Here is a 17,509-nt window from a genome sequence, read left to right as displayed (position 1 = left end):
GAGCGCCAGCTGACGCGTCCACCCGAGCTACTCGAGGTGGTAGTTGGCGAAGCGCGTGCGGAGGTCCTTCTTGGAGAACTTCCCCACCGAGGTCTTCGGCACCTCCTCGATGAACTCGACGGCGTCGGGAAGCCACCACTTCGCGACCTGGGGGCGGAGGAAGTCCAGGATCTCCTCGCCGGTCACGGTTTCGCCTTCCTGGCAGACGATGCAGGCGAGGGGGCGTTCGTCCCACTTCGGGTGCGGGACGCCGATGACGGCGGCCTCCTTGACGGCCGGGTGGGCCATCAGGAGGTTCTCGAGCTCGACCGAGCTGATCCACTCGCCGCCTGACTTGACCAGGTCCTTGGTGCGGTCGACCAGGCGAACCGAGCCGAACTGGTCGATCGCGGCGACGTCGCCGGTCTTCATCCAGCCGTCCTCGGTGTTGAGCTGGGCGCCGTCGTCCGGGCGGTAGTACTCGGCGGCGATCCACGGGCCGCGGACCTGCAGCTCCCCGGTGGCCTTGTCGTCCCAGGGCAGCGGAGTGATCGACCCGGGCTCGACGATCCGCACCTCGACCCCCGGCAGCGGCAGCCCCTGGCGGGCACGGAGCCGGGCCTTCTCGTCCTCAGCAAGCGCGTCGTACCGGGCCGGCACGTGCGACGCGGTCGCCACCGGGCTGGTCTCCGTCATGCCCCACGCCTGCAGGATCGGCCGACCGAGCTTCTCCCGGAAAGCCTCCGACAAAGCCGGCGGTACGGCGGATCCGCCACAAGGGATCCGCCTGAGCTTGGGCAACTCGACCCCGTCCAGCAACGGCAGCAGACCCTGCCAGATCGTCGGCACGCCCGCCGACAACGTGACCTCTTGTTCTTGCAGCAACTTGAGGATCCCCTGCGGACTCATGTCCGGTCCCGGGAACACCAGCGACGCGCCGGCCATCGGCGCCGCGTGCGCCAGGCCCCAGGCGTTCGCATGGAACATCGGCACGACCGGCATCACGGTGTCGGTCTCGGCCAGGCCGAGACCGGCGTTCGTCAGGACGCCCATCGAATGCAGCCAGGTCGATCGATGTGAATACACGACGCCCTTGGGATGGCCCGTCGTACCGCTCGTGTAGCACATCGCGGCGGCCTGGTTCTCGTCATCGACGTGGAACTCGACCGGCTCGGCCGCGGCCAGCAGCTCCTCGTAGTCGTGGAACCGGGGATCATCCGGCACCTCCGCACCGGGTGCTCCCGGTGGGAGGTCGTCCATCACGACGACATGGCGGATCAGCGGCAGCCGCTCGAGCAGCGGCAGGAACAGCCCGAGCAGCGATTTGTCGACAAAAACGACCTCGTCCTCGGCATGGTTCGCGATGTAGACGACCTGGTCAGGGAACAGCCTGATGTTGAGCGTGTGCAGGACCCGGCCGGTGCACGGCGCGGCGAAGTACAGCTCGAGGTGGCGCCCAGAGTTCCACGCGAAGGTGGCGACTCGGCCGTCCGGACTAGTCCCGAGCGTGTCCAGGACACCGCCCAGGCGTCTGGTCCGCGCGGCCCAGTCGCCGTACGTCAGCTTCGTCGGCGCCGGCCCGCCGGTGTAAACGGTCTTGTCCGGGTAGAACTGCTCGGCCCGGAGAAAGATGGTGTCCAGGGACAGCTGGTAGCTCTGCATCAGACCCTTCATGCCAACACTGTGCCAGTCGCGATGCCACCTTGACCATGAAGAGTGCCGGACTTTCTCCGGCACTCTTCCGGCACTCGGAGCAACGAACGATCGCGGCACAGATAGATGACACAACATACGTGTCGTGTAATATATCGGCCATGAAGGTTGTCGAGGAGCTGCGTTATCTCGTGCTGGCGATCCAGCGCGAGGGCACCCGGCTGCTCGCCGCCGAGCTGCGACCGCTCGGAATCACACCGTCCCAGGCCGAGGTGCTGCGGGTCCTGCGCGATCACGGGCCGCTGACGCTCAACGCCCTCGGCGACCTGCTGGTCTGCGAGACCGGCAACAGCCCGAGCCGCCTCGTCGATCGGCTGGTCGGGCAAGGGCTGGTGAAACGTGGCATCGACAAGGTTGACCGGCGCTACCTCGCGCTCAGCCTGACCCCGCAGGGCCGGGCGCTGCACCGGCGCGTCGTCACCGCGGAGAACCGCCTGCACCGGACCATGCACGACCTCGTCGCGGGCCAGGCGCTCGACGAGACCATCACCACGCTGCGCGCCATCGCCGACGCGTTCCCCGCCGGGGCCGCGCTGGCCCGCCGGCGAGACCCCGAGTACGACCACCACCTCGCCCAGGAGAGATAGTCATGGAGCAAGCCACCGAGGCCGTCCCCGCCGACCCGACGGCGATCCGGCACGTCCTGCTGGACGCGCTCGCGCTGCCGGAGTGGAACGAGGCGTTCCTGACCATCGACGGACCGGAGCAGGCGGAGCTAGGTACGAGATACGCGCTGCGGGTGCGCCCGGGCCTGGCCGGCGAGTTGCAGTACACGGCGGTCGCGGCGGATCGGATCGAGATCACCTGGCAGGTCCCCGGGTTCCGCGAGGTCGGCATCTGGACCATCGGCCCGGACCGCCAGATCACTCACACGTTCGAGCAGTCCGGGCCGTTGGCAACGGTTCTGCGCCCGGCCTACCGCAACGTCGCCACCATCCGCCTGGCCCGCCTCGCCAACCGGGTCCGCCAGCTCGCGCACACCGCCTGAGCGCTAGACGGCCAGCGGCAGAGCGCGCTTGTGGGCGGTTCGCCGGTGGGTGCCGATGATCGTCGCGGCCGCCTTCTCGTCGATCTCGCGGCCTTCGAGGAAGTCGTCGATCTCGTCGTACGTGACGCCCAGGACGACCTCGTCGGGCACGCCCGGGTTGCTGGTCTCGAGGTCGGCCGTCGGCACCTTGCCGGTGATCTCGTCAGACGCGCCCAGGCGTGAGCCCACCTCACGGACCCGGCGCTTGGTCAGGCCGGACAACGGCGTGAGGTCGCAGGCGCCGTCGCCGTACTTGGTGAAGAACCCCATCACCGCCTCCGCCGCGTGATCCGTGCCGACGACGAGACCGCCGCGTGCCCCGGCGATGACGTACTGCGCGATCATCCGCTGCCGTGCCTTGATGTTGCCGACGTGGAAGTCCTCCCGGGCGCCGAGCCCCGCGTGCCGGACCGACTCGACCATGGCGTCCGTGGCCGGCTTCACGTCGACCACGAGCGTCTCGTCCGGCTTGATGAACTCCAGCGAGCGCTGCGCGTCCACCTCGTCCGCCTGGACGCCGTACGGCAGCCGCATCGCGATGAACGTCGCCTGACCGCCCTCCGACCGCACCCGCTCCACCGCCAGCTGGCAGAGACGGCCCGCAGTCGCAGAGTCGACCCCGCCGCTGATGCCGAGCACGTACGACGTCACGCCGTTCCGCCGGACCTGGTCGGCCAGGAACTCCACCCGGCGCTCGATCTCGGTGTCCGGATCGAACGACGCGGTGACGCCGAGCTCGGCGATGATCAGTTCCTGCAGGTAACGGCGCTCGGCGCTCATCGGGCTCCCTCGCTGTGGTCGGTCGAAGCGCCACCAGCCTAGACAGCCCGGACATGAGGATTCCCCGCGCACCCGGAAGAGCTCACTTACCCTTGCTGCCTTCCGGCCCTGGGGGAGTTGGGCGAGATACCGCCACGCGGGGAACCGGAGACGAGTGTACGGGATCTCCTCCGCAGGCCCGAAATCCCGCCCCCGGACTACTCTGGTTGCGTGACGGATCATCAATTCGGCCCGTTCGGGATCTCGACGGGTCTGGACAGCAGCGAGCAGTCGATCGAGGCCGCGCGGGCGGCCGAGGCGCTCGGGTATCCCGCGATCTGGCTGTCCGGCGGCCCGCTGCCGGGACTCCAGACCATCGTCGATCTGGTCGGCGCGACCACCTCGATCAAATTCGTCAGCGGCATCCTCGCGGTCGTGAGATACAGCGCGGCCGACGTCAGTACGACGTACGCCGCGCTGGAAGCGTCCGCACCGGGCCGGTTCACGGTCGGACTGGGCGGAGCGCACGGCCCCAAGCCGCTCGCCACGCTCAACGCCTATCTGGACGAGATCGACGTACCAGTGGAGCGGCGTGTGCTTGCAGCGCTCGGCCCGCGGATGCTGGAGCTGGCCCGGGACCGGTCCGCCGGTGCGTACCCGTTCCTGATCAGTGCTGCGTACGCCGCTGAGGCACGCAAGGTACTCGGCCCGGACAAGCTGCTGTCGGTCAGCCACCTCGTCGTACTGGAGTCAGACGCGGACCGGGCCCGGGCGATCGCACGGGACACCATCGGCTTCTTCCCACGAATCCCCGGGTACGCCGCCTCCCTCGAGCGGCAGGGGTTCAGTGCGAAGGATCAGGCTGAGCTCCCGGACCACATGGTCGACGCACTGGCCGCATGGGGTACCCCGACCGACATCAAGGCGAAGCTGACCGAGCATCTGGACGCCGGCGTCGACCACGTCGCGGTCAACGTGATCACAGGTGTCACCGGCCCCCAGCCTGTCGAGCAGTGGAGAGCGTTAGCCCCCACGCTGCTTGCGTAGCAGCGCCGGGATCCAGTGGTCGCCGTACCGGCTCTGGAGCTCCGGCTGCTTCCAGTCCTCACCCGTGATGACGCCTCGGCAGAGCGGTGAGCCACAGGTGCAGCGCAGCTCGTAGTCCACACCGGTAGAGGTCCCGTAGTCGCTCGTCACCTCGTCGCCCACCGCGATGTCCCGGCGGGCCTCGAGCGTGACGGCGTCGATCCACCACATGTTCGGGTCACAACTGTGGTTGCCATAAGCAATCACAGGGCGAGGGTCGTTGCTCAGCACAAGGTGTTCGTCCTCGCCGATCGTGATCGTGTCGACGGGCGGACGCTTCAGGAGTTCGCGGAGCTCCGCCGTGTTGACCCGGCGGCCGGACAGTTGGCCGACGACTTCACCCTTGGCGATCGGCTGCGTCGCGAACAGGCCCTTGCCCGCGACGGGCGACTCCCGCACCTCCAGCGCGGGATGCGCCCAGGTCAGCTGCTTCTCGTAGAGGCGTGCGGTCGACTCCAGTTTGTCGTAGCGATACGGCCGCTCCTCACCGGTGGCCGTAAACCCCTGCCGCAGCCAGAAGCCCGTCGCGATCCGCGCGTTCGTGTCCACGATCGCGAGCCGGATCGTCCGCACTTCGGGCCACGAGGTCTCGACGTACCGCTGGACTTCTTCGTACGTCGCTCTGCCGAGACCGCTGCCCTGGTGGTTCCAGTGAACTTCGAGCAGGCCGATGAAGGCGGTGTGGTCGTTCGGATAGCCCCTGAGCAGGTCGACGACGGCAACCAACCGGTTGGTGACAAACGCGCCGAGGACGACCTTCCCCTCCTCGGGCAGGCCCTCCGGTCGCATCATCAACAGGCTCTGCGCGTCCGCAGGCCCCGGCGGGTAGCCGGTGATCCGCTCGGTGTAGCCGGGATCGGATTCGATCAACTCCTGCAACCCATCCACGTCGCCCGGTGCGATCGGGCGCAGTACAAGGCTCATTTCTCCAGTTCCTCGATAGTGCCGGCCATGATCGCCCGGACGTTGGCTGTGACGCGGTCCGCCGGCCAGTCCCACCAGGCGATCCGGAGCAGCCGGGCAACGTCGTCGTCGGAGAACCGCCGGCGGATCAGCTTGGCCGGATTCCCACCGACGATCCCGTACGGCGGTACGTCGTCGACCACCACCGCACCAGACGCGACGATCGCACCGTCCCCGATCGTCACGCCGGGCATCACCAGGCTGCGGTATCCGAACCACACGTCGTTCCCGACCACGGTGTCGCCGCGGCCCGGCAGTCCGGTGATCAGATCGAAGTGCTCCGCCCACGCACCACCCATGATCGGGAACGGGAACGTCGACGGCCCGTCCATCCGGTGGTTCGCACCGTTCATGACGAACGTGGTGCCCTCGCCGAGCGCGCAGTACTTGCCGATGCGCAGCCGCTCCGGACCGTAGTGGTAGAGCACGTTGTTCGCCTCGAAGGCGGTGGGGTCACGCGGGTCGTCGTAGTACGAGTAGTCGCCCACCTCGATCAGCGGCGACGTCACCACCGCTTTCAGCAGCACCACGCGGTCCGTGGCGGGCATCGGGTGTACGACGTTCGGATCCGGTGCACCGTGCATACCGCGACCCTAGATGAGCAGGCTGACCACCAGCAGCCCGATTTCACCTTCCTGTGCACCCTCGCGTATTCTCTGCGCTTGGAGGATTCGCCTAGAGGCCTAGGGCGCACGCTTGGAAAGCGTGTTGGGGGCAACCCCTCACGAGTTCGAATCTCGTATCCTCCGCCACTCCCCCGGAGCCAAGAAGCCGCAGGTCAGAGCGTGGTTTCGGGCTCCAGAGGGACTAACAGAACGAAGGGCCGGTCCTTGCGGCGCGACCGGCCCTTCGTCTGTCAGGGTCTCAACAGGGGTCTCAACGACCCCTTCAAGCCGACTGCTGCGCCCCGCTCGATCCGTTCTCAACGCCTGCTGCCGCGCCGCCCAGATCAGGCCGCCGACTCGCTCAGCGATGTCCATCCGTACCGGCGCGGTGATGTGCTGGTACCGCGTGACCGTCGTGGATGACGACCAGCCCATAACGTCCATTACAGCTCGATCGGGGACGCCCAGCAGAAGTAGCACGGTGGCCGCTGTGTGCCGGGTATCGTCTAGGCGGCCGTCACGGAGTGCAGCGGCGGTGAGGAGAGACTTCCACTCCCGGCGGTCCACGTTCGGGCTGAGCGGCTTCCCGGTCGGCCCGGCGAAAACCCAGCCCTCCTCATTCCAGAGTTGCCGCGCAAGCGCACGTTCCGCGGTTTGCTCCTTCCAGTGCTCTCGCAGGATCTCTGTCAGCTCGGCTGGCAGCCCGATCGTCCGCCGACCTGCTCGCGATTTTGTCGGTGCAGTGTCCGGCCGCGCCAATCTCGAGGCATGTGCCATGGAACCGGCCGATGTCGCAATACGTCAGGTTTGCATGCTGCAGAATTGCTGCAGCTGCAACGAAGGAGTACGGAGAATGACGGACATCGGGGCTGACCCGAAGCCAGCGCCGACGCGCAGGCGTAAAGCGTCGGAGGCCGGCGCGGAGGCGAACGAGCTGGGGCTCCATCGTGTCGACGCTTGTCACCACACTCGGCGTCGGCCTCAGCAGTCCCAATCCGTCTCATCAGTCTTCATGAAGGATACCCTCGGCTCGATATGCAGTGATGGACTAAGCGCGTTTCCACTGTCCCGAGATGTTTGCCGCATCAATGCTTCCCGTATGCCGAATTCTGTTGTAACATCTCGCAACAGCTAGCGCAGATTGCAATTCTGCGAAAGATAATGCACCCCCCCTCGGATGAGAGCAACACGTGAAAGCTAGAGAGAAGATCGAAGATAAGCCCGTAGGTCTGAAGATTCTTTTGAATAGGGCTTTGCGATCACAGAGCTACCGCAAAATAGGCAAAGCTCAGGGTTCGGACTACTCGGTGGGCAGTAGCACGATCAGCAAATTCCTGGTCTCGGCCATCTTCCTTGGGTCGGCCATATCAATCAATCGCATACTTGACTTGACGCTCTGGCATTCCGTTGTCCTCGTCGCCGGAATTTTCGTCGCCTGGATTGCGCTTGTCTTAATCTTCGGCGTGCCGGAGACCTTGATTGTATTCCTGCTCATGTTTTTGTGGCTGGCTGCCGGTGGCTATCTGATCATTTCAGGTGAGCTCTCGACCCTCGTGTTCACCCATCTTCTACCTTTTGGCGTCATCCTGGGCGTGGGATGGGTGGGAGGATCCATAAGGCTTGCTGGACATGTGCCTCTTTTCGTTCCGCTCGCCCTAATTATCGTTCTCCTCCCGTTGCTCACCGAAGATCCATGGAAACTCGCTTCGGAAGCAGGAGCAAGGATAGCGATACTGGCGGCTCTGTCGATAGTCCCGCTCTGCTATGTGCTGATTCTTCGCATTGCGAGGACGGATGTAGGTACGACTTTCGCGCAGGGGGCGAGCCGAATAGGAGCGGAACCATCCAAATTTAGCGCCAGAGCGTCGCGGTTCTTATTGAAGAAGATGCGGCAGAGTGGGGAGGTCGAGCTTCGCGACGATGAAGTTCGGGAAGAGATCGAAGCCGCGTATAGCCGGATGGACAGCTACCTAGAGCAGGCCACATCGCTCGCTGGTCGGGCCTTCCGAGTAAGGGCAGTCCGGCGACTGCTTACGATGGTTATCGGCATATCCCTGGCGGTCTGGTTGCTCATCTACATTCTCGCGTGGGCCGCTATGCCTGTCAGCTTAGCGAAGCAATGGTCAGGTCAGGACGTCGCGTTTTGGACGCCTTCTCCGCTTGGCTTTGAGCTGTCCCTGCCGTTAGGTCCCTATTTGCTCGTCGCCGCCCTGCTCGCGACCGTAGCCTGCGTCGGCTTCCTTGGCTTCGCTCTAACCGAGGATCAGTATTCCGAGGCTCTATGGGGTGCCGTGATTCATCGAACGGCTGAAGATTGCCTAATGTTCGCCGTCCCGTATTTGCACCAGAACGACACGGCTGAGATAGGGGATGGCGAGCCAGTTTTGAGGGCCGCCGGTCAAGGCTCGTGCGTTGAATAGTGCCGCCTAATGTCGCCGACGATCGCTCTCGACTGCACTTGAGATGACTCTTCGCACCCGGGTCGCATCGAACGGCCGGGGCTTGGCCGGACCAGGCGCCGTAGCGCTCGCGCCCTGGAAGCGCTCTTTCCGCGGACGGCGCCGAGGATCGGACTCAGATTGCCTCCTCAGCCGTCGTGCCCGCTTCAGCGCCTTTGAATCCGAGGCCTCACCCGTGAGCCTGCGTAGCTCGGCCCGAAGCGCCGATCTCCGCTGGCCGGCCGATCGTGTTAACGCTCGACCATTGGTCGCAAGGGAGTCGTGTTCCTTCAACACCCGGAGCAGTTCTGGCAGATTTATCGAATCCTTGGACATCAGTCACCCCACTGCCTACATCGTGGTGCGCCGGACGTCGTTACTGAAGTTCAACCGTTCGCGCTTGGAGCGGGAGACTGCAAGTGCTGAGCAAGGGGCACAGCCCCACGTGTTCCAGCAGGGTGGAGACGGCTGGAACAAGACGTTGGCGGGCTTTGTCGGGTAGCCGAAGGTCTCAATGTGGGTCTCATCCGTCATCGTTTGGCAAGGTTCGTAGCCGTTCGTCGCGCCTGCGACAGCGGCCGAGGATAGCCGCTCGGCCCGAACCGAACATTGGATTGCGGTCTTGGAAAGCGTGTTGGGGGCAACCCCTCACGAGTTCGAATCTCGTATCCTCCGCCACTCCCCCGGAGTCAAGAAGCCGCAGGTCAGAGCGTGGTTTCGAGCTCTACAGGGATGAGCAAGGAAGAAGGCCGGTCGCATCCGCGATCGGCCTTCTCTCGTTCAGGGTCTCAACCAGGGTCCGGGACGGGCTCACCAACGGCGGCCGGTGGATGTCCTGTCAACCTGGAGCGATAGCTGCGAGCCTGGGACCGCTACAGCTGATCAACCGCGAGCGCCAGGAGGAGCGATGTCCGAGGAAAAGATAGAGCACGCGGTTCAGCAGGCGCTGGCTCGCGAGGGGATCGCCGATGAGGTGATCGCTGCGGGCCAGTTCAGCCCGCGCGGCCAGACCGGCTCGCTCTTCGCCGGCGGTTTGGCGGGCGGCAGCTTGGGCGAAGTCGGTGGCTCGGTAGGTGAAGCCGTCGGTGAGGCCGCGGGCGTGATCGGTGGCATGCGCGCGAACGCGGCCGCCCACGGGATGCCCGAGTTCATGCTGGTCGGAGTGACCGCCGACGGGGTTTACGGCTTCGAGGGCCGGTCGCGCAGCAAGGAGCCCGGCGCGATGGTCTTCAAGGTCGCGAGGGCGGGGCTGGAGGTGACGGTCCACCAGCGAGTGAACGTCAGGGTGCTCGAGCTGATCCATCCCGAGAGCGACTCGCGGATCGAGCTCGAGGGCAGCAGGATACCGCTGACCCATTCCAAGGACGTGATCGAAGCGCTCTCCGAGGGCTAGTCACAGCGATACGCCCGGGGGCGTTTAGCTTGAGCTTCTGCTCCGCGCCGGGCGTACTTAGAGTGTTCTCGTGAGTCTGTTGTCGAACGGGCGGTACAGGCACGGCCTCAGGTCGATGGTGGGGCGCGATGCCAGCGAAAGTGGACGGGCGGCGACTCCACTCGAGTTGCTCTACGACCTCACATTCGTCGCAGCGTTCGGCGTCGCTGCCGGCGAGCTTGCCCACGGTGTCAGCGGAGGCCACCCCGCCGCTGCGACAGTGAGCTTCATCATTGCGATGACGACCACAGTGTGGGCGTGGACGAACTTCACCTGGTTTGCATCCGCCTTCGACAACGACGACTGGCTTTTTCGAGTTCTCACCATGCTCCAGATGGCCGGAGTCCTGGTCTTGGCCATCGGATTGCCGCCGCTCTTCGCGTCGATCGAGAGCTCCGGAAATGTCGACATCGGACTCGTGGTCGCCGGGTACGTCGTTATTCGGGTGGCCGTCGCGCTCCAGTGGGTACGCGCCGCGCACGATGACCCACAATACCGGCGACCGGCCTTCATCTATGGTGTGGTTGTAGGCCTCGCGCAGCTCGGGTGGATACTTCTCGCGCTGAGTCATTTCACGGTGGTTCCTTCACTCGTGGTTATCGGTGTCCTCTTCACCATCGAATCGCTGGGTCCGGTCGTCGCCGAGGCAAGGGGCAGGTCGAACGGGGGTGTGACGCCGTGGAATCCCCATCACTTGGCTGAGCGATATGCGCTCCTCACGATCATCGCCCTCGGTGAGACGGTCCTGGGGACTCTGTCCGCCGCGACGCAGATCTCGGCGCTCCACGGATGGACGGTCGATGCTGTGGTCGTCATTGCTGCCGGCGTCGCGATGTCCTTCGCACTGTGGTGGGTCTACTTCCTGGTGCCGCACGGACTCGCCCTCCGCGCTCGCCGCAAGAAGGTGGTGCCCTGGGCGTACGGACACATTGCCCTGTTCATTGCCGTCGCGGCGACAGGCGCAGGCCTCCATGTCGTCGGCGGCGTCTATGATCCTGATCATCCCGTCCAAGTGCGGACGGCAGTAGTCGCTATCGCCGGCCCCGTGCTGCTCTTCATGCTCACCCGCTACCTCTTGTTTGCGTGGCTCATCTCCTCACTTCCACGTAGCGTCCTACTTCACTTGGCCGTACTGATTCTCCCGATCATCGCGATCGTCCTTGCGTCTGTCGGGTCGCCGCTGTGGGTGTGCCTTCTTCTCACCCTGGCCTGTCCCGTCACAGTGATCGTGACCTACGAATTGGGCGGATGGCGCGCCCACGAGATGCAGCTCGCCGGACTCCTGGCACCTCCAGCATCGTCCGAACGAAAGGCTTGAGCAGTGGCAGACGCAGAAGCAGCTCATGGCGACCTCACCGACAAGCTGGCGGCAGGAGTCGGCGATCGCGGAATCACACTTGCCTACGGCGACAAGCAGACGATTGATGGGGTCGATATCATCCCCGTCGCGTTCGTCAGCTACGGATTCGGTGGTACCCAGGGCTCGCCGAAACTCGGCGACGGCGGAGGGGGCGGTGGCGTCGCGATTCCGCTGGGCGCGTACGTCGGCGGCGCGGACGGCGTTCGCTTCCGGCCGAACACGATCGCCGCGCTTGCTGTCGCCATTCCCGTCATCAGCACTCTGGGATGGGCTATCTCCAGGGTGATAAAGGCGGCGAAATGAGTATCGTCCCCGCGCGAGCGTGGCTTTGGTCTCTGGGAGGATGACACAAAGCCGGGGCGGCTCTCTGGTTTGGGAGCCGCCCCGGAGTCGGCTCGTTGGTCAGTGAACCGTGGGCCGGGTTGGGGTGATTCGGGTGCTGACGGAGGTCCAGGTGACGATGTCGCCGCGTTTCAGGGGCATCGGGTCACCGTCGCCGTTGAGTGGTGCCGTGATGGTGGCGACTTCGCGAAGCCCGAGGAACTGGCCGGTTCGGGAGTCGATGATCAGTTCCTTGCGGATGCCGAACTGCTCCACGAGGCTGATGGCGCGGCCGCTCTTACCATTGAGGTTCACCGCATCGGCCTGGAGTTGAATGCCGGGAATCTGACGGGCTGCCTCGTACAGGGCAGCGCGAAGATCGGCCGGCGCGATCCCCGAGGCCAGGATGGTGACCATGCTGTCGAACACCCTGGCGTTTGCCACCTTGGGATCCATGTGCGGGTAACGAAGCATGTGATTCTGCTCGCGCAGCGCCGCCAGGAGCGCGGACGGATCCCGTGGCAGCCGGGCGAGATAGTCGCCGGACGGGTGGAACAGGCTGGGTCTGCAGACGTTCCCCCTCCCTCGGGGGGCGATGGATCCGCCCTCCATTCCCACCCCGCAGGCATCGCGGGACCTGAGGGTCTCGGGCTTGATGTTCAAGGGGTCGGTCTTGTTCCAGAGCGTTCTGGCCGCCTCACTGGAGAACGTCTTCTTGGCGTTGAGCACCATAATGACGGTGTACGGCGGGTTCTGGTCAGGGGTGACCCACCAGTCGGTCACGTTGAGGCTGGTGCCATGGAACTTGTTGCCTGGCCCGAAGTTCCACGTGCGCTGGGTTCGTTGGGTGATCTGGCGATAGTGACCGGGTGGGATCGGCGCGTCGGGGTTGGCGCTGGTGTGTGCGGCGGCGGTGGCCAGGAAGGTGCTGGCGTCAGCGATGGCGCCAGGTGTCGCCGTACCGCCGTCACGGGTGACCACATCGTTGACCAGGAAGCCGGCGGCCAGCGTCGCGGCCAACGCACCGGCAACCAGCACCCGGCGCCGGGCCGTGGAGCGGCGGCGGACAGGAGGCTGGGGCACCAGATGCTGGCGGGCGCGGGCCAGTGCGACCGGATTGGGAGGGGGAACGTCGTCGCGCACCCGCTTGAGCAGGTCGATCTCGTTCATGATGGGTTCTCCAGGAAGTCGGGGCCGAGAGCCGCACGCAGGGCTCGCCGGGCTCGGTGCAGGCGGGACGCGACAGTCCCGACGGGGATGTCCAGGGCGTCGGCGATCTCGGGGTAGCTGAGGTCTTCCCAGGCGTAGAGCAGCAAGACGTCCCGCTCACTCTGCCGCAGGCCGGCCAGTACTCCGGCCAGCGCACGAGAGGCGGATTCTGCGTCGACCCGGGAGGCAACCTCCGCCGCGAGGATGTCCGCGCCTTCGAGGGATCCACCCGGATCGGAGCGCGAGTACGCACGGTACTGGCGGACCTCGTCTCGCCGTCGGCGGCGGACCAGATTGGTGGCGATCCCGTAGAGCCAGGGCAGGGCGCCAGCCGAGGACTCGTGGTAACGGTGTCTGCGTTCGAAGGCGATCAGGAACGTCTGACCGACCAGGTCGTCAGCCTCGCTGCTGCCGAGTCGACGGGCGACGTAGCGGTGGATCGCGACGGCATGCCGATCGAACAGCAGGGCGAAGTCCTGCGGTGCATCCTGACTGGACGAGATGAGTTGGGCATCCGGGTCCGTCGTCGGGCTCGGCGCCGGGGCCAGGGCGGGTCTCGGCGGCGGATGGTGTTCGGGTGGCATGCGTTCAAGGGCGAACGATGCCGCTTGGGGTCGGTTCACAATGGCTTCTGCCCGATCGGCCGACAGCACTTCCCGCCCACCCAGAAACCATGCCAGGACCGCGACCGACTCCCTCTCGTTCAAGGGGTGACGTGCGTCACGTCGTGTCAGGGGTTGGGGGTCGGCGGTGTCTTGAGGGCATGAGTGAACACGAGACACAGCACAAGGTCGTCGTCATCGGTGGTGGGTATGCCGGGACGCTCGCGGCCAACCATCTGCGGCAGCGCGACGGAGTCGACATCACCCTGGTCAACCCGCGACCGGACTTCGTCGAACGGGTGCGGCTGCACCAGTTCGTGGCCGGCACCGACGACGCCACGATCGACTACGGGACACTGCTCGGCGAGGGCATCCACCTGGTCGTCGACAGCGCCCTGCGGATCGACACCGCCGCCCGCGCGGTGCAACTGGTGTCGGGCCGAACGCTGCAATACGACTACGTCATCTATGCGCTCGGCAGCACCGCGGCGATCCCGTCATCAGTGCCTGGCGCGGCCGAATTCGCTTACCCGATCGCCGAGTTCGAGGTTGCGCGGCGGCTGCGCGCCAGGCTGGACGAGTTGCCCGTCGACGCTCCGGTCACCGTGGTCGGCGGTGGACTGACCGGCATCGAGACGGCCGCCGAGCTGGCCGAGCAAGGACGCAAGGTCACCCTGGTGTGTGGCGGAACCCTGGTGCCGTCCTGGAGTTCTCCGGGTCGCCGGTACGCCGCCAAGTGGCTGTCCCGGCACGGTGTCACCGTGCGCGAAACTGACGCTGTGACCGAGGTCCGGCGGGATGCGATCGTCGTTGCCGACGGTACGACGCATTCGAGCGCACTGACCATCTGGGCGACCGGTTTCGGCGTACCGGAGTTGGCCGCCGCGAGCGGGCTGCGTACTGACTCGCTCGGCCGGCTGCTCACCGACGAGACGTTGACCAGTGTTGACGACGACCGGGTGATCGCCGCCGGAGATGCCGCGGCACCGTCGGGTCAACCGCTGCGAATGAGCTGCCAGGCCGCCGGACCGCTGGGGGCGCAGGCCGCCAACACTGTGCTGAGCCACATCGCGGGGACCGAACCGGCTGCGATCAACCAGGCACTCACCGGGTCGTGCGTCAGCCTCGGCCGGCACGCCGCCATGCGGCAGCTCGCCCGCAAGGACGACACCGTCGTGAACATCTACATCGGTGGTCGACTGGGCGCCGCGATCAAGGAGAAGACCTGCAAGCTCGCGGTGTCGAGGATCCGTCGCGAGGCCCGCGAGCCAGGTTCCTGGGCCTGGATCAAGGGCGGTCGGCAGCTGGAGCGGCCGCAGGTGGTCACGTCCCCATGACCACCGATGAACATGCCGAGCGGTTCACTCTGTTGCGGCCACTGCTGTTCACGATCGTCTACGAGATCCTCGGCTCCGCCACCGAATCCGACGACGTACTGCAGGACAGCTATCTGCGGTGGCCGAGGTGGACCTCGCGACGGTGCGGGACACCAGGTCGTACCTTGCGCGGCTGGTGACCCGTCAGACGCTCAACACGTTGCGGGCGAGCACACGCCGGCGCGAGGACTACGTCGGCCCCTGGCTGCCCGAACCGCTGCTGCTCGACGAGAACGACCCGTCGGCCGACGTGGTGCTCGCCGAGTCGGTGTCGATGGCCATGCTCGTACTGCTCGAACACTCACCCCCGACGAGCGTGCGGTGTTCGTGCTTCGCGAGGTGTTCGGCTTCGGGTACGACGAAGTCGCCGCCGCGGTGGGCAAATCCGTCGCGGCGGTCCACCAGGTCGCGCACCGCGCGCGCGAACACGTGCAGGCGCGACGCAGGCGATTCCAGCCCGTCGACACCGCGAAGACCGCGCGGATCACCGAGCAGTTCATGACCGCGACGGCGACCGGTGACCTGGCGGGGCTGCTCGACCTGCTCGCGCCGGACGTCGTCTGGACCGCCGACAGCGGCGGCAAGGTCACTGCGTCGCGCCGGCCGGTGGTGGGCGCGCGGAAGGTGGCCGCCGTCCTGATGGATCTCTTCCGCACCGGTCGGGAGAGGCCCGGCCTGCGGCTCCAGATGGCCAACTACAACAACGCGCCCGCGATGGTCGCCAACCTCGGCGACCACCCCGAAGGCGTCCTGCTGATCGAGATCACCGGCGAGAAGATCACCAACCTGTACGTCATCCGCAACCCGGACAAGCTCGTCACGATGACGGTCCCGCGTCAGATCAGCCGCTGAGAATGAGCCCGGAGCCCTGGCAGAGAACCGGTCCGGCCGCATCAGCGGCCGGACCGGTCTCGTGAGTCGTCGAACCGACGAGCTAGTGCGCGATCGGCGCCGGCTCGCGGTGGCCGGTGTCGATGGCCAGATCGCCGACGTAGTTGATGCGCAGCGTGAAGCGGTCCGCGCTGTTGGCCTTGACCCAGTCCGCGGCCTTGGTTGCGGCGGTGTCGGCCTGCGCCCTGGTCTCCCAGGTGCTGATCGAGACGAAGGCGTTCTTGTCGACCTGAGCCACCCCGTAGGACACGAAGCCGTCGCTGCCCTTGAACAAGGGAACCATCTCGGCCTTCGCCTGGGTGACTACCTCGTCGAACGTGCCGGTCTTGATGTCGTAGAGAGCTACGCGCGTACAGCGCATGGTGTGCCTTCCTATCGTGGAGCGGCTTGCGTAGACCCACAAACCAGTTCCACCACCGAACCTACGCTGGTATTTCAATACTAGCAATAGAATTCCTGGATTAAGATTCCGGTATACTCTGTGTCATGGCTTGGGGCTTCCTGACGAACCACGCGCAGGCACTGCTGTGCATTGCCGACGACCCGGGCGTGCGGCTGCGGGAGATCGCCACCACGCTCGGCATCACGGAGCGCGCGGCCTTCGGCATCGTGACCGATCTGGTGGAGGCCGGTTACGTGGTCAAGGACAAGAACGGCCGCCGCAATCGCTACGCAGTCCAGGTCGACAAACCCCTGCCGGGGGCTCTGCTGCGACAGCGAACGGTCGGCCAACTAGTGACCCTCCTCGCCCGCACCGACCTCGAAACTCGCGACCACGCCTGAGCACGGCTCGGCGCTTCAGCGGCTGGCGCGGGTCGAGGCGGTGGCGACGCGGGAGATCACGGCCGGGTCACATCACTCGCCGTTGTAGGCGGCCAGGACACGCATGGAGCCACTGGTGACGCGGATCTTGCGGTCGCGAAGGAAACGGAGGCGTTCCACCGGCGGGACGAGCCGCGAGACCGGGTGGAGCAGCTCCCGGACACGGCGGCTGACGAACGGCAGGGCGTAGTACTGATAAGCGCTGTCGACGGCGCGGACCGTGTAGCCGCTGCGGTTCAGCAGTGTGGTGATAGTTGCCGGGTCGTAGTAGCTGACGTGCTCGGGGATCTTGAACGACACCCAGCGCGATCCGGAGGCGCGGGCCAGCAGGCTCTTGATGTTCGGGGTGACCATGACCACCAGGCCACCGGGCCGGAGCAGGCGGCCGGCCTCGCGGAGGAACTCGGACGGCTCGGTCAAGTGCTCGATGAGGTGCGACCCGAAGATCACGTCGTACTTCTGGTCCTGGATCTCGGGCACCTCCTCGAGCAGACCGCAGAACACGCGGCCGGGGTGGCGCGTCGCGGCCCACTTGACGGCCGCCGGGGAGAGATCGATGCCGTAGGCGTCAAAACCGGCATCGAGCGCACACTGCAGGAAGTAGCCGTACCCGCAGCCGACCTCGAGGATCCGGCCGCTGGGGACGAACTCACGGATCCGGCGCACGTCCTCGCGGAACGTCGCCAGGTACTCCTGCTCCTGGTCCTCGTACTCCGAGTACCCGGTCCCGGCGCCGCCCTCGAAGTACGAGTCCCCCTCGTACAGGGCGCGCAGCACGTCCGCGGTCGGCGTCGGCACCAGCTGCACCAGGCCGCACGACGGGCACTCCTCGATGCCGTAGCCGTCCTTCTCGCCGCGCGGGCGGAAGGCGCCGGTCTCAGCACACAGAATGCAAGTCGCCATGAACAGGCTCCCCCTAGGTCCGC

20 protein-coding genes, 1 tRNA gene and 1 other RNA gene are annotated in these 17,509 nt (G+C 66.0%); 12 read left to right on the top strand and 10 right to left on the bottom strand.

The features are described 5' to 3' along the window. Positions 1 to 27: 27 nt before the first annotated feature. Positions 28 to 1,653 carry a long-chain fatty acid--CoA ligase gene (locus OG558_RS13620; RefSeq protein WP_405070568.1) on the bottom strand — a complete coding sequence of 542 codons (1,626 nt, stop codon included), beginning with the start codon at positions 1,651 to 1,653 and terminating at the stop codon, positions 28 to 30. 140 nt (positions 1,654 to 1,793) lie between these two features. Between OG558_RS13620 and OG558_RS13615 the strand changes: the two genes are divergently transcribed. Both OG558_RS13615 and OG558_RS13610 read left to right on the top strand, forming a co-directional pair. Next, positions 1,794 to 2,279: a MarR family winged helix-turn-helix transcriptional regulator gene (locus OG558_RS13615; RefSeq protein WP_405070567.1), complete on the top strand. Its 486-nt coding sequence runs from the start codon at positions 1,794 to 1,796 to the stop codon at positions 2,277 to 2,279. A 2-nt stretch (positions 2,280 to 2,281) separates the two neighbouring features. Then, positions 2,282 to 2,680, top strand: coding sequence for a hypothetical protein (locus OG558_RS13610; protein WP_405070566.1), 399 nt, complete (start codon positions 2,282 to 2,284; stop codon positions 2,678 to 2,680). Positions 2,681 to 2,683: 3 nt separating this feature from the next. On the opposite strand, the gene nadE is transcribed toward OG558_RS13610, so the two are convergent. After that, the gene (gene nadE, locus OG558_RS13605) at positions 2,684 to 3,499 is read right to left on the bottom strand and encodes an ammonia-dependent NAD(+) synthetase (protein ID WP_405070565.1); all 816 of its coding nucleotides are present in this window, start codon (positions 3,497 to 3,499) and stop codon (positions 2,684 to 2,686) included. A 52-nt stretch (positions 3,500 to 3,551) separates the two neighbouring features. Then, an RNA gene (gene ffs, locus OG558_RS13600) (signal recognition particle sRNA small type) lies at positions 3,552 to 3,648 on the bottom strand. A 61-nt stretch (positions 3,649 to 3,709) separates the two neighbouring features. Here ffs and OG558_RS13595 point away from each other — a divergent pair. Further along, a complete protein-coding gene (locus OG558_RS13595) occupies positions 3,710 to 4,525 on the top strand; it encodes a TIGR03620 family F420-dependent LLM class oxidoreductase (RefSeq protein WP_405070564.1) in 816 nt (271 codons plus the stop codon). Here the strand turns inward: OG558_RS13595 and OG558_RS13590 are convergent. Together OG558_RS13590 and OG558_RS13585 are read right to left on the bottom strand one after the other, a co-directional pair. Further along, positions 4,502 to 5,488 carry a GNAT family N-acetyltransferase gene (locus OG558_RS13590; protein ID WP_405070563.1) on the bottom strand — a complete coding sequence of 329 codons (987 nt, stop codon included), beginning with the start codon at positions 5,486 to 5,488 and terminating at the stop codon, positions 4,502 to 4,504. The genes OG558_RS13595 and OG558_RS13590 overlap by 24 nt on opposite strands. Further along, a complete protein-coding gene (locus OG558_RS13585; RefSeq protein WP_405070562.1) occupies positions 5,485 to 6,111 on the bottom strand; it encodes a CatB-related O-acetyltransferase in 627 nt (208 codons plus the stop codon). Before OG558_RS13585 ends, OG558_RS13590 begins: the two co-directional genes overlap by 4 nt. An 80-nt stretch (positions 6,112 to 6,191) precedes the next feature. On the opposite strand from OG558_RS13585, the gene OG558_RS13580 reads away from it, so the two are divergent. Beyond that, a tRNA-Ser gene (locus OG558_RS13580) sits at positions 6,192 to 6,279 on the top strand. Here the strand turns inward: OG558_RS13580 and OG558_RS13575 are convergent. After that, positions 6,250 to 6,909 carry a tyrosine-type recombinase/integrase gene (locus tag OG558_RS13575; RefSeq protein ID WP_405070561.1) on the bottom strand — a complete coding sequence of 220 codons (660 nt, stop codon included), beginning with the start codon at positions 6,907 to 6,909 and terminating at the stop codon, positions 6,250 to 6,252. The two genes, OG558_RS13580 and OG558_RS13575, sit on opposite strands and share 30 nt — an antisense overlap. Before the next feature lie 413 nt (positions 6,910 to 7,322). Here OG558_RS13575 and OG558_RS13570 point away from each other — a divergent pair, with 413 nt between their 5' ends. From OG558_RS13570 to OG558_RS13555, 4 genes are all read left to right on the top strand, one after another. After that, positions 7,323 to 8,552 carry a hypothetical protein gene (locus OG558_RS13570; RefSeq protein ID WP_405070560.1) on the top strand — a complete coding sequence of 410 codons (1,230 nt, stop codon included), beginning with the start codon at positions 7,323 to 7,325 and terminating at the stop codon, positions 8,550 to 8,552. 925 nt (positions 8,553 to 9,477) lie between these two features. Continuing rightward, positions 9,478 to 9,963, top strand: coding sequence for a hypothetical protein (locus tag OG558_RS13565; RefSeq protein WP_405070559.1), 486 nt, complete (start codon positions 9,478 to 9,480; stop codon positions 9,961 to 9,963). Between the two features lie 70 nt (positions 9,964 to 10,033). Beyond that, the gene (locus OG558_RS13560; RefSeq protein WP_405070558.1) at positions 10,034 to 11,320 is read left to right on the top strand and encodes a low temperature requirement protein A; all 1,287 of its coding nucleotides are present in this window, start codon (positions 10,034 to 10,036) and stop codon (positions 11,318 to 11,320) included. A 3-nt stretch (positions 11,321 to 11,323) separates the two neighbouring features. After that, complete coding sequence (locus OG558_RS13555) at positions 11,324 to 11,665, top strand: hypothetical protein (protein WP_405070557.1); 342 nt, start codon at positions 11,324 to 11,326, stop codon at positions 11,663 to 11,665. Positions 11,666 to 11,764: 99 nt separating this feature from the next. Here the strand turns inward: OG558_RS13555 and OG558_RS13550 are convergent, their stop codons facing one another. Together OG558_RS13550 and OG558_RS13545 are read right to left on the bottom strand one after the other, a co-directional pair. Continuing rightward, positions 11,765 to 12,853, bottom strand: a complete 1,089-nt coding sequence (locus OG558_RS13550; RefSeq protein WP_405070556.1) for a CU044_5270 family protein — start codon at positions 12,851 to 12,853, stop codon at positions 11,765 to 11,767. Then, a complete protein-coding gene (locus OG558_RS13545; RefSeq protein ID WP_405070555.1) occupies positions 12,850 to 13,476 on the bottom strand; it encodes an RNA polymerase sigma factor in 627 nt (208 codons plus the stop codon). Before OG558_RS13545 ends, OG558_RS13550 begins: the two co-directional genes overlap by 4 nt. A gap of 179 nt (positions 13,477 to 13,655) precedes the next feature. On the opposite strand from OG558_RS13545, the gene OG558_RS13540 reads away from it, so the two are divergent. From OG558_RS13540 to OG558_RS13530, 3 genes are all read left to right on the top strand, one after another. Continuing rightward, positions 13,656 to 14,831 carry an NAD(P)/FAD-dependent oxidoreductase gene (locus OG558_RS13540; RefSeq protein ID WP_405070554.1) on the top strand — a complete coding sequence of 392 codons (1,176 nt, stop codon included), beginning with the start codon at positions 13,656 to 13,658 and terminating at the stop codon, positions 14,829 to 14,831. Then, the gene (locus OG558_RS13535; protein ID WP_405070553.1) at positions 14,828 to 15,010 is read left to right on the top strand and encodes a hypothetical protein; all 183 of its coding nucleotides are present in this window, start codon (positions 14,828 to 14,830) and stop codon (positions 15,008 to 15,010) included. The genes OG558_RS13540 and OG558_RS13535 overlap by 4 nt, the downstream gene beginning before the upstream one ends. Before the next feature lie 181 nt (positions 15,011 to 15,191). Beyond that, positions 15,192 to 15,722: a sigma factor-like helix-turn-helix DNA-binding protein gene (locus OG558_RS13530; RefSeq protein WP_405070552.1), complete on the top strand. Its 531-nt coding sequence runs from the start codon at positions 15,192 to 15,194 to the stop codon at positions 15,720 to 15,722. Positions 15,723 to 15,804: 82 nt separating this feature from the next. On the opposite strand, the gene OG558_RS13525 is transcribed toward OG558_RS13530, so the two are convergent. Further along, a complete protein-coding gene (locus OG558_RS13525) occupies positions 15,805 to 16,122 on the bottom strand; it encodes an antibiotic biosynthesis monooxygenase (protein ID WP_329483561.1) in 318 nt (105 codons plus the stop codon). A 125-nt stretch (positions 16,123 to 16,247) separates the two neighbouring features. Here OG558_RS13525 and OG558_RS13520 point away from each other — a divergent pair, with 125 nt between their 5' ends. Further along, positions 16,248 to 16,544: a MarR family transcriptional regulator gene (locus tag OG558_RS13520; protein ID WP_329483560.1), complete on the top strand. Its 297-nt coding sequence runs from the start codon at positions 16,248 to 16,250 to the stop codon at positions 16,542 to 16,544. 72 nt (positions 16,545 to 16,616) lie between these two features. Here the strand turns inward: OG558_RS13520 and OG558_RS13515 are convergent, their stop codons facing one another. After that, positions 16,617 to 17,486 carry a class I SAM-dependent methyltransferase gene (locus tag OG558_RS13515; protein WP_405070551.1) on the bottom strand — a complete coding sequence of 290 codons (870 nt, stop codon included), beginning with the start codon at positions 17,484 to 17,486 and terminating at the stop codon, positions 16,617 to 16,619. Positions 17,487 to 17,509: the final 23 nt, after the last annotated feature.

The sequence above is a fragment of the Kribbella sp. NBC_01510 genome (assembly GCF_045040325.1).
Lineage (GTDB): Bacteria > Actinomycetota > Actinomycetes > Propionibacteriales > Kribbellaceae > Kribbella.
Note: the sequence above shows the minus strand (reverse complement) of the source record. Positions and strands in the feature narration are given on the sequence as shown.